At 60.2% G+C, this 23,800-nt stretch carries 27 protein-coding genes; 17 read left to right on the top strand and 10 right to left on the bottom strand.

All coding sequences use genetic code 11. The features are described 5' to 3' along the window. Window position 1 precedes the first annotated feature (1 nt). On the top strand, window positions 2-1,000 hold the full coding sequence (locus tag KDW95_RS07580; protein WP_255855681.1) for an ABC transporter permease: 999 nt from the start codon (window positions 2-4) through the stop codon (window positions 998-1,000). Continuing rightward, window positions 997-2,172 (top strand): ABC transporter permease, encoded by a 1,176-nt coding sequence (locus tag KDW95_RS07575; protein ID WP_255855680.1) that lies wholly within the window; start codon window positions 997-999, stop codon window positions 2,170-2,172. Before KDW95_RS07580 ends, KDW95_RS07575 begins: the two co-directional genes overlap by 4 nt. Before the next feature lie 24 nt (window positions 2,173-2,196). Here KDW95_RS07575 and KDW95_RS07570 read toward each other — a convergent pair whose 3' ends face one another. Beyond that, on the bottom strand, window positions 2,197-2,694 hold the full coding sequence (locus KDW95_RS07570; RefSeq protein ID WP_255855679.1) for a TlpA family protein disulfide reductase: 498 nt from the start codon (window positions 2,692-2,694) through the stop codon (window positions 2,197-2,199). Window positions 2,695-2,827: 133 nt separating this feature from the next. Here KDW95_RS07570 and KDW95_RS07565 point away from each other — a divergent pair, with 133 nt between their 5' ends. Both KDW95_RS07565 and KDW95_RS07560 read left to right on the top strand, forming a co-directional pair. Further along, window positions 2,828-3,694 (top strand): NAD(P)-dependent oxidoreductase, encoded by an 867-nt coding sequence (locus KDW95_RS07565; RefSeq protein WP_255855678.1) that lies wholly within the window; start codon window positions 2,828-2,830, stop codon window positions 3,692-3,694. Window positions 3,695-3,783: 89 nt separating this feature from the next. Further along, complete coding sequence (locus KDW95_RS07560; RefSeq protein ID WP_255855677.1) at window positions 3,784-3,942, top strand: hypothetical protein; 159 nt, start codon at window positions 3,784-3,786, stop codon at window positions 3,940-3,942. Between the two features lie 282 nt (window positions 3,943-4,224). On the opposite strand, the gene KDW95_RS07555 is transcribed toward KDW95_RS07560, so the two are convergent. Further along, entirely contained in the window at window positions 4,225-5,292 is a 1,068-nt protein-coding gene (locus KDW95_RS07555) for a 3-deoxy-7-phosphoheptulonate synthase (protein WP_255855676.1), read from the bottom strand. A 258-nt stretch (window positions 5,293-5,550) separates the two neighbouring features. On the opposite strand from KDW95_RS07555, the gene dsbD reads away from it, so the two are divergent. After that, window positions 5,551-7,407, top strand: coding sequence for a protein-disulfide reductase DsbD (gene dsbD, locus KDW95_RS07550; RefSeq protein ID WP_255855675.1), 1,857 nt, complete (start codon window positions 5,551-5,553; stop codon window positions 7,405-7,407). A gap of 57 nt (window positions 7,408-7,464) precedes the next feature. Here dsbD and KDW95_RS07545 read toward each other — a convergent pair whose 3' ends face one another. The 3 genes from KDW95_RS07545 to KDW95_RS07535 are packed head-to-tail and all read right to left on the bottom strand — an operon-like array spanning window position 7,465 to window position 9,725. Continuing rightward, a complete protein-coding gene (locus KDW95_RS07545; RefSeq protein WP_255855674.1) occupies window positions 7,465-8,010 on the bottom strand; it encodes a hydrolase in 546 nt (181 codons plus the stop codon). 11 nt (window positions 8,011-8,021) lie between these two features. Beyond that, window positions 8,022-8,456 (bottom strand): MaoC family dehydratase, encoded by a 435-nt coding sequence (locus tag KDW95_RS07540; protein ID WP_255855673.1) that lies wholly within the window; start codon window positions 8,454-8,456, stop codon window positions 8,022-8,024. 42 nt (window positions 8,457-8,498) lie between these two features. Further along, complete coding sequence (locus KDW95_RS07535; RefSeq protein ID WP_255855672.1) at window positions 8,499-9,725, bottom strand: EAL and HDOD domain-containing protein; 1,227 nt, start codon at window positions 9,723-9,725, stop codon at window positions 8,499-8,501. Window positions 9,726-9,873: 148 nt separating this feature from the next. On the opposite strand from KDW95_RS07535, the gene ylqF reads away from it, so the two are divergent. The 5 genes from ylqF (at window position 9,874) to KDW95_RS07510 (ending at window position 13,600) form a co-directional block, all read left to right on the top strand. After that, a complete protein-coding gene (ylqF, locus tag KDW95_RS07530; RefSeq protein ID WP_255855671.1) occupies window positions 9,874-10,785 on the top strand; it encodes a ribosome biogenesis GTPase YlqF in 912 nt (303 codons plus the stop codon). Further along, the gene (locus KDW95_RS07525; RefSeq protein WP_255855670.1) at window positions 10,782-11,123 is read left to right on the top strand and encodes a hypothetical protein; all 342 of its coding nucleotides are present in this window, start codon (window positions 10,782-10,784) and stop codon (window positions 11,121-11,123) included. Before ylqF ends, KDW95_RS07525 begins: the two co-directional genes overlap by 4 nt. A 113-nt stretch (window positions 11,124-11,236) precedes the next feature. After that, complete coding sequence (locus tag KDW95_RS07520) at window positions 11,237-11,509, top strand: CDGSH iron-sulfur domain-containing protein (RefSeq protein ID WP_255855669.1); 273 nt, start codon at window positions 11,237-11,239, stop codon at window positions 11,507-11,509. A 168-nt stretch (window positions 11,510-11,677) separates the two neighbouring features. Continuing rightward, entirely contained in the window at window positions 11,678-12,808 is a 1,131-nt protein-coding gene (locus KDW95_RS07515) for an NAD(P)/FAD-dependent oxidoreductase (protein WP_370646697.1), read from the top strand. A 201-nt stretch (window positions 12,809-13,009) separates the two neighbouring features. Continuing rightward, window positions 13,010-13,600 (top strand): NADPH-dependent FMN reductase, encoded by a 591-nt coding sequence (locus tag KDW95_RS07510; protein ID WP_255855667.1) that lies wholly within the window; start codon window positions 13,010-13,012, stop codon window positions 13,598-13,600. Window positions 13,601-13,837: 237 nt separating this feature from the next. Here KDW95_RS07510 and KDW95_RS23600 read toward each other — a convergent pair whose 3' ends face one another. Next, a complete protein-coding gene (locus KDW95_RS23600) occupies window positions 13,838-14,005 on the bottom strand; it encodes a DUF2798 domain-containing protein (RefSeq protein WP_370646696.1) in 168 nt (55 codons plus the stop codon). 91 nt (window positions 14,006-14,096) lie between these two features. Then, window positions 14,097-14,588 carry a DUF2938 domain-containing protein gene (locus KDW95_RS07505; protein ID WP_255855666.1) on the bottom strand — a complete coding sequence of 164 codons (492 nt, stop codon included), beginning with the start codon at window positions 14,586-14,588 and terminating at the stop codon, window positions 14,097-14,099. Window positions 14,589-14,667: 79 nt separating this feature from the next. On the opposite strand from KDW95_RS07505, the gene KDW95_RS07500 reads away from it, so the two are divergent. Next, window positions 14,668-15,126 carry a helix-turn-helix domain-containing protein gene (locus KDW95_RS07500; RefSeq protein WP_255855665.1) on the top strand — a complete coding sequence of 153 codons (459 nt, stop codon included), beginning with the start codon at window positions 14,668-14,670 and terminating at the stop codon, window positions 15,124-15,126. 403 nt (window positions 15,127-15,529) lie between these two features. Here KDW95_RS07500 and KDW95_RS07495 read toward each other — a convergent pair whose 3' ends face one another. Continuing rightward, entirely contained in the window at window positions 15,530-16,270 is a 741-nt protein-coding gene (locus KDW95_RS07495) for a tRNA (adenine(22)-N(1))-methyltransferase (RefSeq protein WP_255855664.1), read from the bottom strand. Window positions 16,271-16,590: 320 nt separating this feature from the next. On the opposite strand from KDW95_RS07495, the gene KDW95_RS07490 reads away from it, so the two are divergent. From KDW95_RS07490 to KDW95_RS07480, 3 genes are all read left to right on the top strand, one after another. Further along, window positions 16,591-16,941 (top strand): RidA family protein, encoded by a 351-nt coding sequence (locus tag KDW95_RS07490; RefSeq protein ID WP_255855663.1) that lies wholly within the window; start codon window positions 16,591-16,593, stop codon window positions 16,939-16,941. 50 nt (window positions 16,942-16,991) lie between these two features. Beyond that, window positions 16,992-17,912 carry a glutaminase gene (locus tag KDW95_RS07485; protein WP_255855662.1) on the top strand — a complete coding sequence of 307 codons (921 nt, stop codon included), beginning with the start codon at window positions 16,992-16,994 and terminating at the stop codon, window positions 17,910-17,912. 420 nt (window positions 17,913-18,332) lie between these two features. Next, entirely contained in the window at window positions 18,333-18,749 is a 417-nt protein-coding gene (locus KDW95_RS07480) for a hypothetical protein (protein ID WP_255855661.1), read from the top strand. Between the two features lie 345 nt (window positions 18,750-19,094). On the opposite strand, the gene KDW95_RS07475 is transcribed toward KDW95_RS07480, so the two are convergent. Further along, complete coding sequence (locus tag KDW95_RS07475) at window positions 19,095-19,985, bottom strand: LysR family transcriptional regulator (RefSeq protein ID WP_255855660.1); 891 nt, start codon at window positions 19,983-19,985, stop codon at window positions 19,095-19,097. A gap of 132 nt (window positions 19,986-20,117) precedes the next feature. Between KDW95_RS07475 and KDW95_RS07470 the strand changes: the two genes are divergently transcribed. From KDW95_RS07470 to catA, 3 genes are read left to right on the top strand one after another with little or no spacing between them, the layout of a single operon-like run. Next, on the top strand, window positions 20,118-21,239 hold the full coding sequence (locus tag KDW95_RS07470) for a muconate cycloisomerase family protein (RefSeq protein WP_255855659.1): 1,122 nt from the start codon (window positions 20,118-20,120) through the stop codon (window positions 21,237-21,239). A gap of 23 nt (window positions 21,240-21,262) precedes the next feature. After that, on the top strand, window positions 21,263-21,553 hold the full coding sequence (catC, locus tag KDW95_RS07465) for a muconolactone Delta-isomerase (RefSeq protein WP_255855658.1): 291 nt from the start codon (window positions 21,263-21,265) through the stop codon (window positions 21,551-21,553). Between the two features lie 34 nt (window positions 21,554-21,587). Further along, on the top strand, window positions 21,588-22,517 hold the full coding sequence (gene catA / locus KDW95_RS07460; RefSeq protein ID WP_255855657.1) for a catechol 1,2-dioxygenase: 930 nt from the start codon (window positions 21,588-21,590) through the stop codon (window positions 22,515-22,517). A gap of 375 nt (window positions 22,518-22,892) precedes the next feature. Here catA and KDW95_RS07455 read toward each other — a convergent pair whose 3' ends face one another. Next, window positions 22,893-23,783 carry a LysR family transcriptional regulator gene (locus tag KDW95_RS07455; protein WP_255855656.1) on the bottom strand — a complete coding sequence of 297 codons (891 nt, stop codon included), beginning with the start codon at window positions 23,781-23,783 and terminating at the stop codon, window positions 22,893-22,895. Window positions 23,784-23,800 lie beyond the last annotated feature (17 nt).

Raw genomic sequence — 23,800 nt, 5'->3', positions numbered from 1 at the left:
CATGCTGAAATACGTCGTTCGCAGAGTGCTGATGATGATTCCGACCCTGATCGTGATCAGCATGCTGGTGTTTACCATCATCCAGCTGCCGCCGGGGGACTACCTGACCACGATGGTCAACGAGTTGCAGTCCCAGGGCGAGAACGTCAACCAGGAGCGGGTGGCCTACCTGCGCGAGCAGTATGGTCTGGACCGTTCCGTCGTCGAACAGTATTTCCACTGGGTCTGGGGCATGCTGCACGGTGACATGGGGCATTCCTTCGAGCATGACAAACCGGTGAACGAAGTGGTCGGTGACCGCATGTACCTGACCGTACTGGTGGCCTTTGTCACGACGCTGTTTGTCTATGTGATGTCGTTCCCCATCGGCGTCTACTCGGCGGTACGCCAGTACAGCATTGGCGACTTTACGCTGTCGTTTATCGGTTTTATCGGCCTGGCAACCCCCAATTTCCTGCTGGCGCTGGTGCTGATGTACATGGCCAAGGCCTACTTCGGTACCGATATCGGTGGCCTGATGGATGCGCAGTATATCGACCAGCCCTGGACTATGGACAAGGTCATGTCGGTGCTGGCGCACCTCTGGGTGCCGGTGCTGGTGATCGGCACCTCCGGCACCGCCGGCATGATCCGCCGTCTGCGGGCCAACCTGCTGGATGAACTGCACAAGCAGTATGTGGTGACGGCCAAGGCCAAGGGGCTGGGGCCGGTCAAGACGCTGGTCAAGTATCCGCTGCGCATGGCGCTAAACCCCTTTATTGCGGATATCGGCAACCTGCTGCCCGAAATGATATCCGGTGCGGTCATCGTCTCGGTGGTGCTGGGACTTGAAACGACGGGTCCGATGCTGCTCAAGGCGCTGCAGTCGCAGGACATGTACCTGGCGGGAAGTTTCCTGATGTTTATCTCGTTGCTGACGGTTTTGGGCACATTGATTTCCGACCTTGCGCTGGCAGTGCTGGACCCGCGTATTCGGCTGGACGGAGGGAGCAGCCGATGAGTCGTGACCAGAAGGAGCATTACGTCAATCCCGCGCCTTTCAATCCCTATGCCGCCCTTGAACTGACGCCCGAGCAGGAACGCTATTACATGGCGTCGCAGTGGCGCCTGGTGTGGTGGAAGCTCAAGCGCCATCGCCTGGCGGTGATCAGTGGCAGCTTTCTGGCGCTGATGTACCTCATCGTGGTGTTCGCCGAAGTGGTGGCGCCCTATGAGCTCGAAGCCCGTCATGTGGACTACCTGTTCGCACCGCCGCAGGATGTGCACTGGTTTGACGAAGGCGAGTTTCGGGGGCCCTTTGTCTATGGCATAGACGTGACGCTGGACATGGAGAACCTGCAATGGGTTTACCAGGAAGACCGTACCCGGGTGAATCCCATTCGCTTTTTCTGCAGCGGCAGTGACTATGCGGGGGCCGACTATAAATTCTGGGGGCTGTTTGACGGCAGTTTTCACCTGGTGTGTCCGTCACCCGACAGCCCGATGTTCCTGCTGGGCACGGACCGGATGGGGCGGGACATGCTGTCGCGTATCGTTTACGGCGCGCGCATATCCCTGACCCTGGGGCTGATCGGTATCGCCATCAGTTTCTTTCTGGGCATCACCATCGGCGGGGTGGCCGGTTACTATGGCGGCATTGTCGATAACATCGTGCAGCGCACCATCGAGGTGATCCGCTCCTTTCCCATGCTGCCGCTGCTGATGGCCCTGTCGGCGGTATTGCCGGTCACCTGGCCACCGACCCTGATCTTCCTTGGTATAACGGTGCTGCTGGCCTTGCTGGACTGGCCGGGCCTGGCCCGTGCCGTGCGCTCCAAGTTGCTGGCGTTGCGTGAAGAGGATTTTTGCGTGGCGGCGCAGCTTATGGGAGCCAAGCCCGGGCGCGTGATCATGAAGCACCTGATGCCCAGTTTCCTGAGCCATTTGATTGCCTCGGCCACGCTGTCCATCCCGACCATGATCCTGGGTGAAACGGCACTGAGTTTTCTGGGGCTGGGGCTGCGACCACCGGTCACCAGCTGGGGTGTGCTGCTGAATGAGGCGCAGAACATCAATTACGTGGTGCTTTATCCCTGGCTGCTATACCCGGTTATCCCGGTTATCCTGGTCGTGCTGGCCTATCAGTTCCTGGGCGATGGCCTGCTGGACGCGGCAGACCCCTACAAGCACTGACGGGCCCCGGGGTGTTTCAGGCCCTTACCGCTGCAGCCAGGCCTCAATTTTGGCAATGCTCTGTGGTGAGTCCCATTCGTGACCGCCGGTGACGGTTTCCAGCAGCGTGCCGTCACGATCATACAGGTAGCTCATGGGCAGCCCGGGGATGCCCAGTTCCCGAAAGGCGCTGCCTGATTCATCCAGCAGCAGTTCAAATGCCAGCGGCGTATCCAGCTTCTGGCGAAAGCTCGCTATCGCCTCTGGGCTCTCGCCTACATTTACCGCCACGACGGACAGGTCTCCGGCATTAAAGTGCTGCTGCAGCCGTGTCATCGAAGGCATTTCACGAATGCAGGGCGGGCACCAGGTGGCCCAGAAATTCAGCAGCAAAATCCTGCCGCGATACTGCTCCAGTGGCGCGGGGTTGCGCTCCAGGTCGGCAAAGCTCAATTCGTACACCGACTCTGCCGCCTGGGCGGGCAGGGGGCTGGCGAGGGCAGCTGCAAGGCCGAGGCCAAGGCCCAGCAGAATTGACTTCATGGCAACCTCCAATGTGTCCGGGACGTATCAGCTTAGCAGGCCTGCCGGGTGGCGTCACCGCTGCCGTGCGGCTGGCCAGGCAGGGGCGAAATATGGCATAACAGGGGCCCGCAAACCGTGCATAGGACATGACATGAAGCTGGCATTTCTGGGATTGGGCACCATGGGGTATCCCATGGCCGGACATCTGCAACAGGCGGGACACGATGTCTGCGTCTACAACCGCACCCGGACCAAGGCAGAGCACTGGGTTCAGCAGTACGGTGGTACCCTGGCGGACACACCGGCCAAGGCGGCTGCCGCTGCCGATATCGTCTTCACCTGCGTGGGCAACGATGCTGACCTGCGCCAGGTGGTTGTCGGGGAGCAGGGCGCCTTTGCCGGCATGAAGTCCGGTGCCTTGCTGGTGGATCACACTACGGCGTCGGCCGATGTGGCCAGGGAACTGGAGGCGCAGGCAAAAGCACGGGGCTTTCAGTTTGTTGATGCCCCGGTATCCGGCGGTCAGGCCGGGGCGCAGAATGGCCAGCTGAGCATCATGTGCGGTGGTGCCGCCGATGCCTTTGCCAGGGCTGAGCCCGTACTGGCGGTCTATGGAAAATCCACTCGTCTGCTTGGCGAAGCGGGCAGCGGCCAGCTGGCCAAGATGGTCAATCAGATCTGTGTGGCCGGCGTGGTCCAGGGACTGGCGGAAGCGGTGCATTTTGCCAAGCGCTCAGGTCTTGATGGGCGCGCCCTGTTTGATGTGATCAGGCATGGTGCCGCAGGATCCTGGCAAATGGACAACCGGCACGAGGCCATGCTGGATGGCGAGTTTGATTTTGGCTTCGCCGTCGACTGGATGCGAAAGGATCTGGGCATTGCGCTGGATGAGGCGCGCAACAACGGTGCCCGTCTGCCGGTTACCGCCTTGCTGGACCAGTTCTACGCGGATGTTCAGGCGCAGGGGGGTGGGCGCTGGGATACCTGTAGCCTGGTGGCGCGGCTTGAGCGGGATTAAGGCGCTGAAGAGGCTGGACATATGCGGTGCTTTCCTTATAATCCGCTGCCAGATTTGTACAAAAAACAGACTATATGAGGTTTAGCTCCATGACCCTGATCGACAAATACAGCCTGGTTTCCTTTGCTCCGAGCGTTCTGATCATTGCGGGCTGCGTGGCTTTCGTTGCTGTAGGTATCGGCTTCCTGCGCAAGAATATCGCCCGTGACGCGGCGGCGGCCCTGTCTGCTGAAGGTCAGGCCAAGTAACAGCTATCCTTTGTTGTTGCCCGACCTGCGTCCTGCAGGTCGGGCAGGCTTTCCAGCCACGCCCTGTTGTCTTTTGTCTCCCGGCTTGTTTACTTCTGTTTATCGTCGGCGGCTGTACAGTTGGATGCGCGAGCTTCCAGGCTGCGCGTGGTTACGCGGCTGTTGGCCGGGCGTCGCTGCACACGCAAACGGCGCCATCGCAGCTTGCGGTAGCCGTCTTGGGCGGTGCGAGGGAGCTGGGAGGGGAAGACTGGCCCGCAAGGATTGCGGGCCAGGGCGGGTTTAACGCTTGGGCAGAACGTCCTTGAGCTGAGCGTGCATTTTCAGCAGGCTCTTCTCGGTGGTATCCCAGTCGATGCAGGCATCGGTCACCGAGACGCCGTACTTGAGTTCGCTCAGGTCCGCAGGAATAGGCTGGTTGCCCCACCCCAGATTAGACTCGATCATCAGGCCCACCAGGGACTTGTTGCCTTCCAGAATCTGGTTGGCGACGTTCTCGGCGACCAGCGGCTGCAGTGCCGGATCCTTGTTGGAGTTGGCGTGGCTGCAGTCCACCATGATATTGCGGGCCAGGCCGTTCTTTTCCAGCGCCTGTTCGCAAAGGGTGACATTGACGGAGTCGTAGTTGGGCTTGCCGTTGCCGCCGCGCAGCACCACGTGGCCGTACTGGTTGCCCTTGGTGCGAATAATCGATACTTCACCGTCCGGGCTGATGCCCAGGAAATTGTGCGGGTGGCTGACGGACTGCAGTGCGTTGATGGCGACGGTCAGGCCACCGTCGGTGCCGTTCTTGAATCCCACGGCGCAGGACAGGCCGGAGGACATTTCCCGGTGGGTCTGGGATTCCGTGGTACGGGCGCCAATGGCGGACCAGGCAATCAGGTCCTGCATGTACTGGGGTGAAATCGGGTCCAGGGCTTCGGTCGCCAGCGGCAGGCCCATTTCCGACAGGTCCAGCAGCAGTTTGCGTGCAATGTGCAGACCTTCTTCGATATCGAAGGAATCGTCCATGTGCGGGTCATTGATCAGCCCTTTCCAGCCCACGGTGGTACGGGGCTTTTCGAAATAGACGCGCATGACCAGGTAGAGGCTGTCCTTGACCTGCTCCGCCAGCGCCTTGAGGCGCTTGCCATACTCGATGGCCGCTGCAGGGTCGTGGATGGAACAGGGGCCGATAACGACAAACAGGCGGTGATCCTTTTTGTCCAGGATGTCGCGGATGACCTTGCGGCCTTCCATCACGGTTTCGGCCGCGGCATCACTGATCGGCAGCTTCTGTTTCAGGGCTTCGGGGGTGATCAGCACGGAGTGCGAATCAATATTCAGGTCTTCTACGCGTATATCGGTCATGGTATTTCCCTGCAGCAGCGCTGCGCTGCTTCTTTTATTGCCTACGTGCGAATCTTTTTAACACATAAATCAGGAGGTTATAAGCCCAAACGGGCTCATGTTCCGGTGCGGTGATACAATAATGAGCACTGCTGCGGGTCCGGGTGCGAACTCGCAGGCCGCTGCGTGGTCTACTGGCTGCCATTTTGATCAACCTGTGGAAACTGGAATCCCGTGCACTGTTATTTCTCTGTATTAGTACGCCGCTGTTTGTGGTTCATGCTGCTGTTGCCACTGGGCTTTAGCGTACAGGCCGGCCTGTTCGACAAGAACCCCTTTGCCGCGGCCGAGGGTCCGCTGCAGGTCGATGAGGCCTTCAGGCTGGATGTCGAACCGCTGGGGGAGGGCCGGGTCAAGCTGTTGTGGACCATTGCGCCGGATTACTACCTGTACCGCGACCGAATGGATTTCAGCAGTACTTCGCAGCGCTCCGAGGTGGTGCAGCGCATCAATGCACCGGCAGAGGAAAAAGACGATCCGCTGTTTGGCAAGGTCTGGGTGTATCACGCATTTGCCGAGGTGGAGTTGCAACTGGCCAGTCTGGTCGGTGCCCGCACCGATGATACCCTGGCGGTCACCTACCAGGGTTGCTGGGAGGGGGGCATCTGTTACCCGCCGGTTACCCGCGATATCAGCCTGACCGATATCGCTGAGTTAGCCGCAGCAGCGCCAGGTACGCAGACCGCAATTTCCGCCCCTGACACAGCAGTCATTGGCACAGTTGCCGCCATTGCGGCACCTGCCGGCGCGGCGCAGCTGCCTGTCAGCGAGCAGGATCGCTTTGCCGGTTTGCTGCGCGATGCCAGCCTTGCCTTCACGCTGGGTGCCTTTTTTCTGGCAGGACTCGCCCTGGCGTTCACGCCCTGTGTTTTTCCGATGATTCCCATTATTTCCAGCATCATTGCCGGGCATGGCACGCGCATGACCACGGGTCGTGCATTCAGCCTGTCGCTGGTCTACGTGCTGGCGGTGGCCGTTACCTACACCCTGGCGGGGGTACTGGCCGGGCTCTTTGGAGCCAATATCCAGGCGGCTTTCCAGAATCCCTGGATTGTCTCCATTTTTGCCGGCATTTTTGTATTGCTGGCCCTGTCGATGTTCGGTTTCTATGAGCTGCAGTTGCCGGCGCGCTGGCAAAGTCGCCTGACCCGGGCAAGCAATCGCGGCAAGCCTGGCAGTCTGCGCGGTGTCGCCTTCATGGGGCTGCTCTCGGCGCTGATCGTAGGCCCCTGCATGGCCGCGCCCCTGGCCGGTGCCCTGATCTATATCGGCCAGACTGGTGATCCGGTACTCGGCGGCCTGGCACTGTTCTTCCTGAGCCTTGGCATGGGTTTTCCACTCTTGCTGATCGGCGCTTCGGCCGGCAAACTGCTGCCGCGGGCCGGTGCCTGGATGGCGTCGGTCAAGGCGGGCTTTGGTGTATTGCTGCTGTTGATGGCTATCTGGATGCTGGATCGCATCATGGCCGATCAGCTGACCATGGCGCTGACGGCGATGGTGCTGGTCGTGTCCGCGGTCTATATGAATGCACTGGATCGACTGCCCGAAGCAAATGGCAGCTGGCACCGGCTCTGGAAAGGTGTGGGTCTGCTGTTGCTGGTCTACGGCATTGCACTTATGGTTGGACTGTTCTCGGGCAGTCGCAGCTTGGTGTATCCGCTGCAGGGGCTGGCGGGTACACAGCCCGTGGCAGCCCAGGGAATGGCGTTTCAGAAGGTGACCTCCATGGCGCAGCTGCAACCCTTGCTGGAGCAGGCGCGGCGCAACGCCCAGCCGGTGATGCTGGATTTCTTCGCCGAGTGGTGTGTTTCCTGTTACGAGCTGGAGTATGTCACTTTCAATGATGCCGGTGTGCAGCAGGCGCTGGCCGGGTATCAGTTGATCAAGGTTGATGTGACGGCCAATGATGAAGCGGCCAAGGTGCTGAGTCGCGAATACGGCGTAATAGGTCCGCCGGCCCTGCTGTTCTATGGTGCCGACGGTACTCTCCTGCCCCAGTTGACGGTGGTGGGCGTCATGGGGGCGGATGACTTCGTGCGCCATGTGGCCCGGGTGCCGGGTTCCCAGGGAAGCTGAGTCGGGCAGAGGTGCCCGCACCCGGGTGCCCAGGGATGGCGCGGGCCGGGTGAGCGCTTAGCGCAGGTAATTGCGGCTGATATGGCGAAAGCTGTCCGTGCCGGCCTTGCGCATCCATTCGAATGCGACCATTTCCCGGCTGACGACCTGAATGCCCGCCTGGCGCATGCGCTCGATGGCCAGGGCCTTGTCCTGGGGGTTGCGTGAGGCGATGCAGTCGGCCACCACGAAAACATCCCGAGCCTGCTCGCGCAGTTGCAGTGCACTTTGCAGTACGCAGACGTGGGCCTCGATACCGATGATAACAACCTGCTGCGGCTGGCACGCCTCGATGGCTGCGGCGCAGGCCGGCTCCGCCACACAGGAAAAGTGGGTCTTTTCCAGCATGGCACCGGCGGGAATCAGTGCTCCCAGGGGCTCGGCGGTATGGCCTATGCCCTGGGGGTACTGCTCGGTGCCCAGCACCGGCACCTTGAGGTAATCGGCGATCTCCAGCAGCCAGCGGCAATTTTCCAGCAGCGGTTCAGGCTCAGCCACCGCGGGCAGCAGTTTGTCCTGCACATCGATCACCAGCAGCAGGGATTTGTCGGGATGAATCAGCATGGGAAGCGTCCTCAGGCGGCGGGTTTCTTGTCCACCATGACCACCGCCTCACCCTGGGTGACGCGTTTGCCCGCGACAAAACAGTCGGTGCTGAGCGTGACCCGGCCACGGCGCAGGTTGATATCGGTGATGGTGACACGGGTTTCCACCTCGTCGCCCAGGTGAATCGGCAGGCGAAACTTGAGGCTCTGGTCCAGGTAGACCGACCCCGGGCCAGGCAGGTGCATGCCGATAGCCGCGGAAATCAGGCCCGCGCTGAACATGCCGTGGGCGATACGGGTCTTGAACTGGGTCTGGGCGGCAAAGTCTTCATCCAGGTGAACCGGGTTGGTATCGCCGGTGATCTCGGCGAACTGCCGGATATCCTGGTCGCTGACCGTTTTTAAAACCGATGCGCTCTGGCCTATTTCCAGATCTTCGATATAAAGGCCGTGGGCCTGGCTCATGCTGTGTCTCCGTCGATAATGTGGCTGCGGTGGGCGAGGCGGTCAGTCCTCGTGGATCGCCTGCATGGATTCCTGTGCCCATTGCAGGCTGGCCCGATAGGCCCAGTCGTATACGGCGCTGTTGAAGTCCACCGGCAGGCGGTCCCAGTCACCGTTTTCATAGTTGATTACATTTTTCAGTACATCGCCGATAGGCCCTTCGTCGCCGCGGATAGCCGCCTTGACGTCATCCCCCAGGGGCACCTGGGCCAGCATTGATTCCTGCTGGATATCCAGCATGGCGTGCAGCCCGGACATCATGCCGGCCATGAAGTAGCTGGTGGGTGCGGGCTGGCGCTGGGTAATGGCCACCAGTTCGCACATGCGGCCGCGAATCAGCAGCACGCGGGACAGTTCTTCAGGCTTGTCCTTGTTGGCAGACATGGAAATCAGGGTTGCCCATTTCTTGACCTGCTCCAGTCCCAGCAGGACGACGGCCTGGGCAATGGACTCCACCTTGCGCACCAGGGCGTAAGCCGCGGAGTTGACGATGCGTAATAGCTTGAACGTCAGCACCGGGTCGCGGATGATCAGGGCCTCGAGCTTGTCCGGTGTGGTGGCGGGCTTTTGCAGTTCCTGAATCAGCTGCAGCAGGGTGAACTGCTGGGCGCTGACGCGGCGTTCCTGCACCAGCTTGGGCTTGCTGAGAAAGCTGCCCTGGTAGAGCTTGAATCCCATGTCGATGCAGCGTTCGAGCTGCTCGAAGCCATCAATGCCCTCACCGAGGAAGGCGACCTTGAAGGGGGCCATCAGGCTGATCTGCTGATCCAGCTGGGTTTCGTCGAAGCGGCGCACATCCAGCTTGACGATCTGGGCGGCCCGCAGCAGGTTGTCGTGGCGCGGGCTGTAGCTGAAATTGCACAGTGCCAGGCGATAACCGTCCTTGACCAGCTTGAGCGCTGCGCGTTCGTAATCCTGATCCGGTTCAAGGCCGGGCTCGAGCTCGATGACGACCTGCTTGCTGGGCAAATCGGGGAAATAGCCGGACAGCAGCAGCTCGCGACTGACCGGCACAAAGGCGGGTACCCGCCGTACGGAGCCGGAGTCGGAAATGCTGGTATAGATGTTGAGAATGATTTCGCCGTTGGGGGCTGCTCCTTCGAGTCGTGAAGCGCCTGCTCCTTCCTCATCAGGCCGGTACAGCAACTCGTAAGCCACGACCTTCTGGTGCTGATCAAAGATCGGCTGGCGGGCCACAAGCAGGCACTGATTGTCAGGGGTTTTGTCCATTTTCCCGCCGCTCCTGCTGTTCTCAAATCACAGCTATGAAGTGTATACGCAAATGAGCGTTTTCCGATAGGGCTGATCGGCCCCATGGGAGTATCGCTTTGGCGCCACAACGCTATAATAGGCGGCCTTCGAACAGGGCAGGGTAAAGATGAGCATTAATTGGTTTCCGGGACACATGCACAAGGCCCGCAAAGAGATCGCCAAAACCATGGACGAGATCGATGTGGTGATCGAGGTGCTGGATGCCCGCCTGCCCCAGTCGAGCGAGAATCCGCTGGTGGATTCCCTGCGCAAGGGCAAACCCGTTATCAAGTTGCTGAACAAGTCGGATCTCGCCGATCCGGACGTGACGGCCCAGTGGCTGGCGTTTTTCAATGCAATGGACGGCGTGCAGGCGCTGGCGCTGGACAACGAGAACCGCAAGCTGATCAAGCGACTGCCCGAACTGTGCAAGCAGCTGGTACCGTCCCGGGTAGCCCAGGGGCGGCCGGTGCGCGCCATGATCATGGGGATTCCCAATGTCGGCAAGTCTACCCTGATCAATGCGCTGGTGGGCAAGCGCATCGCCAAGGTGGGCAATACGCCGGCAGTCACGCGGCACCAGCAGCGCTTCATGATGCAGGGCGGCATGGCGCTGTCGGATACCCCGGGTATCCTCTGGCCCAAGATTGTCGACCCGGATTCCGGTTACCGCCTGGCGGCCAGCGGCGCAATCCGTGATACTGCAATTGAGCTGGAGGACGTGGCGCTGTTTACCGCCGGGTTTATGCTGGCGTCCTACCCGCAGCGCCTGATGGAGCGTTACCGGTTGACGACGCTGGCGGAAATCGCGGACGAGCTGCTGGAGCAAATCGGGCGCAAGCGGGGCTGTCTCAAGCCCGGTGGCGTTGTCGATCGGCACAAGGCATCAGAAATACTGTTAATGGAAATACGTGGCGGCAAGCTCGGACGAGTCAGTTTCGAGACCGTCGCCGAATGGGATGAGAAACGACGCCAGGCCGCTTTGGAAGAAGCCGAACGGCAGGCGGCGGAAGACGAGCAACAGCAGGATCCGACATGACACGTTTGAAGAAAAAACGCTCCGATGCCAACCGTATCGAGTGGGGCGAAACAGCGCCTCGGCGCAGTGAAAAGCTGGCCGACCCGACCAGCTACGAGAGCCGCAAGCGCCGCTCGCTGGATAATCGCAAGAAGCAGAAATCCGTTTACGAAAAGCAGCTGGAAAAGGAAGAGCGTGAAGCGCGCCTGAAGGCACAGCAACCTCAGGGTGGCCGTCTGGCGGAAAAAATTCGTCGCCTGAACCGTGAGAAAAACGCAGCCGAAATGGCGGATGCCAAGGCGGATAGTGACGCCAGCGTTGAGCCCGCCGGCGATGATCAGCAGGATGCCAAAGACTGACGCTTGCGGCACCGCGTGATGGCGTGCGGTTGTGCCCAGGGCCAGCCGCGCGGTTGGCGTTCGACTGGGTGGGCTGCTAGGTTTAGGTCAATGCGCAAGCGGAGGCCAGCAGCATGTCTCACTCACCGATTCATCGCGCCGGCAATGCACCGGTCAAGGTCGAACTGACAGAAGGAGAGACCTACACTTGGTGTGCCTGCGGGCGCTCCGATAACCAGCCCTGGTGTGATGGCTCCCATCAGGGCACCGGGATTGATCCTGTCGTTTTCGTCGCCGAACGCAGCGGCAGTGTCTGGCTCTGCCTGTGCAAGGCAACCGGGACGCCGCCGCTGTGCGATTCCAGCCATAAAAAGCCCGTAGCCAAGCCTGATAGCGGCTCCGTCTGAATCCGATCCAGCGCGGCGCTTGGCGTTCAGCCAGGCGCGGCCGGTAGCGGCCCTGGCGCACCTTTTGTGCTAGCATGCGCGCCTTTCCAATACAGCCAGGTAAGCTCCTTGCATTCCCAGGATTTCTCCCGCGATGTGATCATCATTGGTGCCGGCGCCGCAGGCCTGATGTGCGCGGCCACGGCCGGCTATCGGGGCCGTTCGGTGCTGCTGCTCGAACACAGCAACAAGATTGGCCGCAAGATACTGATGTCAGGTGGCGGGCGCTGCAATTTCACCAATCTGCACAACAGCCCGGCCAACTACCTTTCGGCCAATGCGCATTTCTGCAAGTCGGCCCTGAGCCGCTATCCCGCCGCACGCTTTATCGAACTGGTGGAGCGCCACGGTATCGACTACCACGAGAAAACGCTTGGGCAGCTGTTCTGCGATGTTTCCAGCAAGGAGATACTGCAGCTGCTGCTGACCGAGTGTGACTGGGCCGGGGTGGACGTACGCACCGAAAGCTCGATTTATCGCATCGACAAGAACAGCGATGGCTACCGGGTAAAAACCTCGGCCGGCATCTGGCAGTGCCGCTCCCTGGTGATCGCGACCGGCGGACTGTCGATACCCAATGGGGGCGCCACGCCCTTTGCCTATGAAACGGCCAGGCAGTTCGGGCTTAATGTACTGCCGCTGCAGGCCGCGCTCGTGCCCTTTACCCTGCAGCCCAGGGAGCTGGACATTTTCAAGCCGCTGTCCGGCGTCTCGCACCGTATTCGTGCCCGTATCGGCGATGCGGCCTTCGTGGAAAACCTGCTGTTTACCCACCGTGGCCTGAGCGGCCCGGCCATTTTGCAGATCTCGTCCTACTGGGACCCGGGTGGCGAGGTCGAGATCGACCTGTTTCCGGAGCTGGACCTGCTGCAATGGCTTGGTGAGCAGCGCGAAGCCCGTCCCAGGGCGGACATTCGCACGCTGCTGAGCCAGCAGATGCACAAGCGGGTGGTGCAGACCTTCTGCGATCTGTGGGGCTTTGAGGGGCCCATCAACCGCTTCGACGGCCCGCAGCTGGCCGCGGTGGCCGAGGCGTTCCACCGCTGGGTCATCAAGCCCGCCGGCACCGAAGGCTATCGTACGGCGGAAGTCACCCGTGGCGGCATCGATACCGACGAGGTTTCGTCCAAGACCTTCGAGGCCAAAAAGGCCCCGGGGCTCTACTTTATCGGCGAGTGCCTGGATGTCACCGGCCACCTGGGTGGGCACAACTTTCAGTTCGCCTGGGCCTGCGGCGATGCCGCCGGGCAGTACGTCTGACGGCGGATTATCCCGCACCCCAAGGCCGCCGCGAGGGCCGGCCCCCGCCCCATTCCTTTGCCGGCCCGACTCACTCTTTCCGATCGCCTGCTAAGCTTGGTAACTCCGGTACAGCGAGCCTGGCGGGGCCTCATGCAGCCCTGGTCGGGGCTCGCTCATGCATTTAGTGTTCTGAAGAAACAGCGAGGGGAGAGCTTGCCTATGAGCATCAAGATCGTGACCATTTGCGGCAGCGTACGGCCTGGCAACTACACTGCCATGGCGCTGGAGCTCGCCATCGACGAGCTGAAGAAAACGCCGGGGGTCGAAGTGACGCCCATTCGGCTCGACACCCTGGATTTGCCCCTGCCGGGCCTGCCGGCGCGAGACCCTGCGGCGCTTGAGCGGTTCCAGCGGACCGTCGGTGAGGCCACTGGCGTGCTGCTGGCGTCCCCCGAGTATCACGGTGGTATCAGCAGCCCGATGAAACTGGCCATCGACAACCTCGGCTTTCCCAGCGTGCTTGGTGACAAGCCAGTCTCCATACTGGGGGTGGCGGCCGGTGTCATTGGTGCCATCAAGTCCACCGAGCAGCTGCGGGCCATCTGCGCCCATGTTGGCGCCATGCCACTGCCGCTGGCGGTCTCCATCGCCAAAATCCAGCAGGTCTTCGATGCCCAGGGGCAATGCCTGGATGCGGCGACCGAGAAATATATCCGGCGTTCAGCCAGCAATCTGGTCGATTACATTAATCACGCTATTTGCCCGAAGATCAGCCTGGAAGCGATTCTGCGGGAGCAGGAGGAGGGCTGAGAAAACCGGCCGAATGGCGCCTTGCGCAGCTGGAGGATTCTGGCGTGTGTGCGGCGGAGTTAATGTATTGCCGATGCTGATTGTCGGCGGCTGTCAGCGAGCGCGTCGTGGTCTGGGCCACACTGAGCTGGAACTCATACCAGTGACCCCACAAAACCAGGCGCAGGTGCGCGGACATGCTGGTTGCTGTGGGGGTCACATGAGCCTGCGGCCAATGACGAAACATGTGCCGCGGGTTTATGCAGTTATTCGCCCGACTATTCTTTTTACCAGGGGCGCTACAATCGCTACTGCAGCAAAGGCGATCGGCCAGGTGGTCATACAGCTTTTCACCCATTGTGTAGCGAATCCGGAATGAATCCCTTGTGATATTACAAGAACGAAAGCGGATACGATACAGACCATGATGGCTGACAGTAGAGCGCTGAATAATATGGGGGCATAACGCACTGGGATACGCATTTCATTCTCCTGTGTACGCTTTACTAAGGCGGGTTTAAAGTTGTGAAAAAAACTGTATTGCCCAGCCTGATACATATAAGCCGAGCCCAAAAACTGCGTGCGTTATAAGACTCTGTAATCGAGCTGAGTTGGGTTTTGGTGTGCGCGACGCTGCAATTCCCGCCCCCATACCTGGCTGCATTAACAAAAAGGGTGCTGCCACTGTAATAATGCCTACAGCAAGCGCAGGGCCAAGCGTTGGGGTGTGAATCCAGGAATTTCCCCATATGGCGATCAATAATGCGGCGTAAGCGATGCCTGTCAGATAGTGAAACATCCATCCTGTGACACGTTCTCCACGCATGGGGGCGGATGCGGCTATGGCATCGTGTTGAAACTGCCCGTAAGCCATGTAAGTTATCCAGCGTCCCACCATGCCGTAGTTTGGGGGCGGTATACCGAGCAGTGGCTTGCGTACCAGGCTCCACAAGTCCATCACCATGGTGGCTCCTGTTCCTATTAGCAATATTGAAAGTAGATGGTTCATAGCTGTCCCCTTTGCTTGTTTCGATTTCAACCTGGTGCTAGCTTACAACCTCAAGTTGACTTGAGGTCAAGGGGTGTTTATGGATATCGCTGAAGTCGCCAAACGTTCCGGGGTGCCGGCCTCCAAGTTGCGGTTCTATGAGGAAAAAGGGTTAATCAGCTCTATTGGCAGGCAAGGCTTGCGGCGGGTTTTCAGCGCGGACATTCTGGAGCGACTGGCGCTGATAGCCCTGGGGCGGGCTGCGGGTTTTTCACTCGATGAAATTGCCCGCATGCTTGGGTCTAAAGGGAGCCCGGTGATTGACAGGGAGTTGCTGGTCAGCAAGGCAGATGAGCTGGACAGGACCATTCACAAGCTGATTGCGATGCGTGATGGCCTGCGACATGCTGCGGTTTGTTCTGCACCCAGTCATATGGAATGTCCAAAGTTCCGGCGTCTGCTCCGCTTGGCTGCAGATGGAGCGATTGGCACTGACGCTGCGGTGAAACTGCCACAAAAGCAGCGCTCTAAAAAGGCGTTGAACCGGACAAGCCGGTGAAGGCAACGTTATATTTATTACTAGTTCAGGCGTTGTGTAAATGCCCGGTGCCGCGAAAAATTGTCTTTATGGTCCGATGTTATTAACCCGGGTTAATGCATGAAACAGGGATGTTTCATCATTGGCCTTCCTTTGAAAAGGATGGCCCAATGCGAACCCCATCCCTTCACCCGAGAGAATCCAGCAGGTCCACGCACGGGCGCCCATTCTTCAATGGTGAAAAGTGGGGGGTGACCCCGTATACGCATCCCTGCGTACGCGGCACACCGTACTTCCTATACATAACTGGCAAATAGGGAGGGCGAACCTATTGGCCAGTCAGGTTAATATAACGCATAGCTTATGGCCTGGCAGGCAGGGTCATTCAATAACAGGGGCGGATAAATTCTTGCCCTTTTTTGGGTCAGGCAACCGTCACAGCCTGGTATGCCCGAATAATATGCTGCACATCGGCCTTGTTGCCCTGCTGTATGCGTTTATAGTGCCTGAGAGTTTTGTCCAGGTAATCAGAGGCGATCTTCGTCTCTGTGGCGCTGGCTGCACGCCAGAGCTGATTGCCTACAGGGCTAATGCTATCTGCAGCCTGGCATCTGGCTGCAGGGGTACAGAGCAGCAGGATTTCGTAGCAGCGCCGATTCTCTTCCACCAGGGCTTCGTTACGCAAGCCGAAACCCAGCCGGATCAGCTGCTGGCGCAGGGCAAACTGGTGATGCACAGGGCAGAGCAGGAAGTCGATATCCGCCGTGGGATGCGCGCTATGAATGGCACTGACGAGCTGTATCATCAGGTCCCCACCCACGCCTGCGATAATCACCAGGTGCCTGCCGGCATGCTGCTGCAGGGGCAGTGTGGCAACGTCCAGGCAGTGCAGGTGCCACTCTGATGACCCTTTTATCGGTGCCTGCACCGAGGGCGGCGTTGGAAGTTGGGTTGGCTGTAGCGGGCAAAACCGTAGCAGCTTTTGTTCCAGGTCGCCCATAAGCGCAGGTACCCGGTCCACGAAGTGAATGCAGGGCGCAGCCTGGCGTGTCAGCAATTGCGCGCCCAGCAGACCATGGTCGCAACAGCAATCCCAGATATGGTCATAACCCGCCGTGACCATGGATTCAATTTTTGCCAGCCGCTTGCCAAGTGTGATGCTCAATGCCTGTCCCGCGATAGGTGTGCTGCTGGATGCTGAAAGGCGCGCATTGTAGTGGTTTTCTGCAGCTCGCAGAAGCCGGCAGTTGTGAGGATTGCTCCGGCCCTCTGAGTGATGCCCGGGAGCCTCCGTGATACCCGTCACTCATAAACCGTGCCGTGCCGGCCCCAGCAGACGTGATAGTGCCTCTGGACATGCTGTCCCCTCTGATTTAAACGATGCCTTGCGCCTTTTGCCTTGCCCATGTATTCACCCTTACTGCGCCCCCGGTAATCCGCTATTATTCCGGCCTGATTCAATCATCTAAGTGTCAGGATTTTTCTGTGGATATTAAACGCATCAATCCCTGTCCGCGCTGGTCGGACGCTACTGTCTATAACGGTATTGCCCATTTCGTGGAAGTCGCCGAAGGGGACACCAGCGCCGATATCGTCGGCCAGGCCCGGCAGATATTCGAGCAGGCCGAGGCCTCTCTGGCCAGCGTGGGCAGTGACAAGTCGCGCATCCTGTCCGTGACCATCTACGTAACGGATTTCGCCCATGTCGCGGGGCTGAACGAAGCCTGGGAGGCCTGGTTGCCCGCCGGTTGTGCGCCGAGCCGTGCCTGCGTCAAGGCAGAGCTGGCACGTCCTGAATTGCTGGTGGAAATCGCCTTTGTTGCCGCGGCTGCCTGAGCAGGCAGTCCGCTTTCCTTAGCCTTATTCAGAGCATCACCGGAGCCCCCATGCAGGATATCCTGGACGACATTACCGCCGAGCTGCTTGCCCGTGAGGACAGGGGCACCGTGGCGCAGTACATACCGGAGCTGGCCACCGTGGATGCGCAGCAGTTTGGCATCAGCGTGGCGCTGGCGGATGGGCGTACATTCAGTGCCGGCAGTGCGAGCACGCTGTTCTCGGTCCAGAGCATTTCCAAGGTGTTTACGCTGACCATTGCGCTCGGAAAACTGGGCGATGCGGTCTGGTCGCGGGTGGGTCGCGAACCCTCGGGGGATCCGTTCAATTCCATCGTGCAGCTCGAACACGAGAACGGCAAACCGCGCAATCCGTTTATCAATGCCGGTGCCATCGCCATTGTTGATGCCATCATGATGGGGCACCAGCCCCGGGAAACCCTGGCGGAAATCCTGCAGTTCGTGCGCTTTATCGCCAATGATTCTTCTATCGGCATTGACGAAACGGTGGCGCGTTCGGAACTGAAAACCGGCGACCGCAACGCCTCCCTGGCGCACTTCATGGCCTCGTTCGGCCGCCTCAAACACCCGGTGGACAAGGTGCTGGGCACCTACTTCCATCACTGCTCCATTTCCATGACCTGTGAACAGCTGGCCCAGGCGGGCCTGTTCCTGGTGGCCGATGGCGTTAACCCGAGCACCGGCGTGCGGGTGGTATCGGCGCAACGGGCACGGCGCATCAACTCCCTGATGATGATGTGCGGTCATTACGACGGTTCCGGCGAGTTCGCCTACCGTGTGGGCCTGCCGGGCAAAAGCGGTGTCGGCGGCGGCATTCTGGCCATTGCGCCGGGCAAGGGCTCTATCGCGGTCTGGTCGCCGGGGCTGGATCATATCGGCAACAGCAAGCTCGGCACCGAAGCACTGGAAATGCTGGTGCATAAAACCGGCTGGTCGGTGTTCGGACACTAACAGGCAGTGGAAACTCTGCAGGGCCAGTACGGCGTTAACGGTTACCTTATAGAACTTGCCACACCCGCCCGGCGCTGACGCCACTACTGTTCTTCACGCTGCCGCCTTGATACCAATGTCACTCGTCGTCTCTATCCTCACGCAGGGCTGTCGCCGGGGCGAAAGGGTCTGGGTCTGTATTCAGCTAATCCGCAGCCATGCGCGTTGCACGCCGGACCAGGGCGGGAGTGCCAAGCTGTGGCAAATGGAGGTCATCGCCGCCAGGCAGCGGGATCGGCTGCGCTGAAACCAAAGCACCCAGAGTGCCTGGATCAAGGCCGTTTGTTAAAAAATACTGCTGCTTCGTTATACATTTCGGGAACCCTGCTTCACTCCGGTAGTCACTTGAACGATCGTTCAAAATAACCGAAGGAGAACAACGTGCCAAAACAGCTATCTCTTGCCCTGCTGATGCTCAGACTGGGTATCTTTTCCGTGTTTCTGTTCTGGTCCCTGGACAAGTTGCTCCGCCCTGAACATGCCGCAAAGGTCTTCGATGTGTTCTTTGGCTTGGCCGGGCTGGGGGAAAATGTTTTTTACGTGATTGGCGTGGCTCAGCTGGTTCTGGTGCTGGCCTTCGTGGCGGGGCTGCTGAAAACCTGGACCTACGGCATCATCCTGGCTCTGCACACAGTTTCGACGCTGGCATCGTTTGGCAAGTACCTGCAACCGTTCGACAATCTGCTGTTCTTCGCGGCCTGGCCGATGCTGGCGGCCTGCTTGGCGCTGTTTCTGCTGCGTGATTACGATACCTGGACGCTTTCCCGCAAAGCGGCTGTGGCCACAACCGCTGACTGAGGGGCCCCTGAGGAAAATGTCTGCGGGGAATACCGCGTACCCTGAGGCGGCCCCGTGCGTCGATAGCTTGTCCATGCCCCCCGCACGACATCAGCCCAAGGGCTCTGTCGTGCGGGCTCGGCATACAGGTCAAGTGCGCAATGGTGTCGTGCGAGGGGAGGCCGGCGCAGCCGGTCCAACCGGCACTGCCCGGTATACTCAAGCTCCTCCCGGCCTTCATTCGCGGCAACTACTGCGCTCAATGTCAAAAAAAGCGCTGGCGCTTTTCAACACCCTGCTAACAGTGCCGAACTGTAATTCAGGCTTGCTGGCGCAGTACCTCCCGACGTCGCTTCCCGGCCGTGCTCAGGCCTTAGTCGCATCAGCCGGCAGGTATTCCTCGATCAGGGCCCTGCAATGCATTACCAGGGGTGAGCTGTCGCTCGCCCGCAGGCTGAGAACGATGGGGGAGGTGGCATCTTGCTCCTGCAACGGGATGTAGTTCACATCCTGGCGGTGCTGTTGCTGCACGGCTGCGGGCACCAGGGTGACGCCGATGCCGGCGGCGACCAGGCCAATGGCGGTCTGCATTTCATGGGTCCACTGCACCACCTCGATGCGCAGGCTGTGGCGGGCAAACAGCTCCAGTACATGATCGGCGTAGCTTGGGCGCGGGTTACCGGGATAGAGCACGAAGGGCTCGCGGGCCAGATCCGCAAGGCTGACCGTCTTGCCTGCTAACGGGTGTCCGGCGGGAAGGGCGGCAACCAGCGGGTCGGCGGTGAGCACCTGCTGTTGTATGGCAGGATCGGCGATATGAATACGGCCAAAGCCGATGTCGATACGACCGGCCTTGAGCGCCTCGACCTGCTGCACGGTGGTCATTTCGCTCAGACCCAGCTCGATGCCCTCGTCACCGCGCAGGCGCCCGATCAGCTGCGGCAGTACGCCGTACAGGGTGGAGGGCGCAAAACCGATGCCCATCCAGCGCTTGCGGCCCTGACCAATGCGCTGGGTATTGTTGCAGACCTTCTCAAGCTGCTCCAGCAGGGCGCTGGAATGTTCGTGAAAGAAGCGGCCGGCCTCGGTGAGACGCAGCGGCCTGGTGCGTTCGATCAGCGTCACCCCGAGTTCCTCTTCGAGCTGCTGGATCTGGCGGCTCAGGGGCGGCTGGGCGATATGTAGCATCTCGGCGGCACGGGTGAAATTGAGGGTTTGAGCCAGTGCCTGGAAGTAACGCAGGTGACGCAGTTCCATTGGGACTCCAGGATGTTGAGTGTCAGTAACGATACCTGGTGAGTATAGTATCAGACAAATTCAATATTGGAGCTGGTCGGCTTTTCGGTTCAGTATCGGTTTCAGCACGTACAGAACCGAGTGGGTATAAACATGATTTCGAGCGCGATCGAGTCGATTAAGACCATCATCGTTGATCTGCCAACCATAAGGCCGCACCAGCTGGCCATGCATACCATGCAGCGCCAGACCCTGGTGATCGTGCGCATCCGCAGCGCCGATGGCATCGAAGGCATCGGTGAGGCGACCACCATCGGTGGCCTGGCCTACGGCAACGAAAGCCCGGATAGCATGAAGACCAATATTGACCGCTTCTTTGCCCCGTTGCTGATCGGGCAGGATGGCAGCAATGTCAACGCCGCGATGCAGCGGCTGGATCGCAGCATCAAGGGTAATACCTTCGCCAAGTCCGGTATCGAAACCGCGTTGCTGGATGCCCAGGGCAAACGCCTGGGTCTGCCGGTGAGCGAGTTGCTGGGGGGGCGCGTACGCGATTCGCTGGAAGTGGCCTGGACCCTGGCCAGTGGCGATACCGCGAAGGACATTGCCGAAGCCGAACAGATGCTGGACATCCGCCGCCACCGGCTGTTCAAGCTAAAAATCGGTGCCAATGAGGTGAGTCGCGACCTCAAGCATGTTATTGCCATCAAGAAGGCGCTGGGGGACCGTGGCTCGGTGCGCGTCGACGTCAACCAGGCCTGGGACGAGGCCGTGGCGATCCGCGCCTGCCGGGAGCTCGGCGATAATGGTATCGACCTGATCGAACAGCCGATCTCGCGCAACAACCGCAGCGGCCAGGTACGTCTGAACCAGCGTAGCCCGGCGCCGATCATGGCGGACGAGTCCATCGAGTGTGTCGAGGATGCCTTTAACCTGGCGGCCGAGGGTGCCGCCTCGGTGTTTGCCCTCAAGATCGCCAAGAACGGTGGCCCGCGGGCGGTACTGCGCACCGCGGCCATTGCCGAGGCCGCCGGCATCGGCCTCTACGGTGCCACCATGCTGGAGGGCAGTGTCGGTTCGCTGGCCGCTGCCCATGCCTTTGTGACCCTGAAAAAGCTGACCTGGCACACCGAGCTGTTCGGCCCGCTGCTGCTGACCGAAGACATCGTCACCGAAGCGCCGGTTTACCGTGACTTCCAGCTTGAAGTACCCCGTACACCGGGTATCGGCCTGACCCTCGATGAAGAACGTCTGGCGTTCTTCAGTCGCAAGTAACCTGTTTCCAAGGAGCTGCTGCAATGCTGTTTCACGTAAAAATGACCGTCAATATCCCCCTGGACATGGACCCTGCCCGGGCCGAACAGATCAAGGCAGAAGAAAAGGCCCTGGCGCAGCGCCTGCAGCACGAAGGCAAATGGCGCCACCTCTGGCGCATTGCCGGGCAGTACGCCAACTACAGCCTGTTTGATGTCGACAGTACCCAGGAACTGCACGACATCCTGATGCAGCTGCCGTTGTTTCCCTATATGGATATCGAGGTCGATGCGTTGTGCCGTCACGCTTCGTCCATCCATGCTGATGACCGTTGATTCGCCGACATAAATAAGAAGTGAGGAAGAGAACATGACTATTAAGCTGGCTCACACCGAACAAGTGCAGGACCTGTTCAACAAGGCCGCAGGCCTCAACAATGACCAGGGCAACCCGCGCATGAAGCAGCTGATCCTGCGCATCATCAATGATGCCGCCAAGATCATTGAAGACCTGGAAGTCACCCAGGACGAATTCTGGAAAGGTGTCGATTACCTCAACCGCATGGGCAGTCGCAGCGAAGCCGGCCTGCTGGTACCGGGCCTGGGTCTGGAGCACTACTTCGATCTGCTGCTGGATGCCCAGGACGAGGCAGCCGGACACACCGGCGGCACGCCGCGCACCATCGAAGGCCCGCTGTACGTGGCCGGCGCGCCGCTGTCCGAGGGTGAAGCCCGCATGGATGACGGTACGGACCCGGGCAAGGTGATGTTCGTGCAGGGTCGCATTCTGGATACCGATGGCGCGCCCGTGGCCGGTGCCGTGGTCGATATCTGGCACGCCAATTCCAATGGCACCTACTCCTACTTCGACTCGACCCAGTCCGACTACAACCTGCGCCGTCGCATCGTCACCGACGCCCAGGGTCGCTACCGTGTACGCAGCATCGTGCCCTCGGGTTACGGCTGCCCGCCGGATGGCACGACCCAGGAAGTGCTGAACCAGCTTGGCCGTCACGGCCAGCGCCCGGCGCATATCCACTTTTTCGTGTCCGCCAAGGGGCACCGTCACCTGACCACCCAGATCAACCTGGCCGGCGACAAGTTCCTGTGGGACGACTTCGCCTATGCCACCCGCGATGGCCTGGTGGGCGATATCCGTTTTATCGACGATGCTTCCGCTGCCAAGGACCGGGGCATTGAAGGCCCCTTTGCCGAGCTGGATTTCGACTTCCAGCTGCAGAAGGCACCGGCACCTGATGCCGAACAGCGCAGCAACCGTCCGCGCGTCAAGCAGGACTAACGCCTGCTTGGCCGCCGGTACAGCCAGTACCGGCGGCACCTCCTCTCAAACGGTCGCACTCTCGGGTGCGGCCGTTTTTGCGTTGTCTGGCATCTGGCAGGCGTGAGCCCCGCAGGGTCATCGGCACAGTATCGATCCCGGTAAAGCACATGGAACCTCTCTATAGCCTGGTCTGCGCCGATTCGGAACCCTACAATTAGCGACACTCTGGAGACACCGTCGACGGCCGGCTGCCGGAGTCGTCACCGGCCTTTTCCAAGCGCTGCGGCGGCTTCAAGGTCTGAGGCTGTCGGGTCGGCTGTAGGCGCGTCTTTCGTCGAAAATTCCCATCGTCGGTTCCGGCCCTGCCCGTGGCTGAAGCCGCACCTGAAATTTTCAAGCGAGCGATTCCTCGACTAGCGCCACCATATTGGCAAGTGTCGGCGATTCGTTTTCACTGCGCCAGGCGAACCAGAGCGGCATTTCGCAGGCGTCTAGCTCCTCCATTCGTACGAATCGCACGCCGGGAATGATCGTGTTGCTGCCGGCGGCGGGCAGAATGGTGAATCCGAGCCCCGCCGCCACCATGCTGAGGATGGCGATATTGTCGGCACCGTACTGGACCAGACGCGGACGAAAATCGTACCGCTGGAAATGTGCCTGCAGGCGGTCGTGGTAGATGGGGGAAGCACTGCGGAATCCGCCGATGCAGGCCTCGTCGACCAGCTCGGCGAGTTTCGTCGGCGGGAACGTTGCCAGCGGCGACAACTCGGGGACCGCCAGTATCAGATGATCTCGGTGCAGCAGCTTGGTCGACAGGCCCACCGGCGCTTCCTCGCCGAGGTACAGGATGCCGGCGTCGAGCTTGCCGTGCTGCAGTCGATCCAGCTGGGGGCCCGACAGCAGCGGAAACACCTCGAAAGCGACGTCGCTATAGCGCTGGCGATAGGCGCCGAGCAGCCCTGACACCATCGGAAGCCAGAGGTGGGTCACGGTGATGCCGAGGCTCAATTTTCCGCTTAGGCCGTTGCCTATAGACGCAACCCTCGCCATCACCTGCTGGCGTCGTTCCAGTAACTCCTGTGCTTCCTCATATAACGCCTGCCCGGCGACGGTGAGCTGCATCCCCTGGGCATGGCGGTTGAAGAGCTGCGTATCCAGCGTGCCCTCGAGCAGTTTGATCTGGCGGGTCAGCGCCGGCTGCGCGACGAGTACCCGGCGACTGGCGCCGGATACCGAGCCTTCCTCCACCACGGCGACGAAGTACTTAAGTTGTCGAAAATCCATGCCTATCCCAAAAAGGT

Source organism: Marinobacterium rhizophilum, from assembly GCF_024397915.1.
Lineage (GTDB): Bacteria > Pseudomonadota > Gammaproteobacteria > Pseudomonadales > Balneatricaceae > Marinobacterium_A > Marinobacterium_A rhizophilum_A.
The sequence above is the reverse complement of the archived record's forward strand: the minus strand, read 5'-3'. Positions and strand labels throughout refer to the sequence as shown.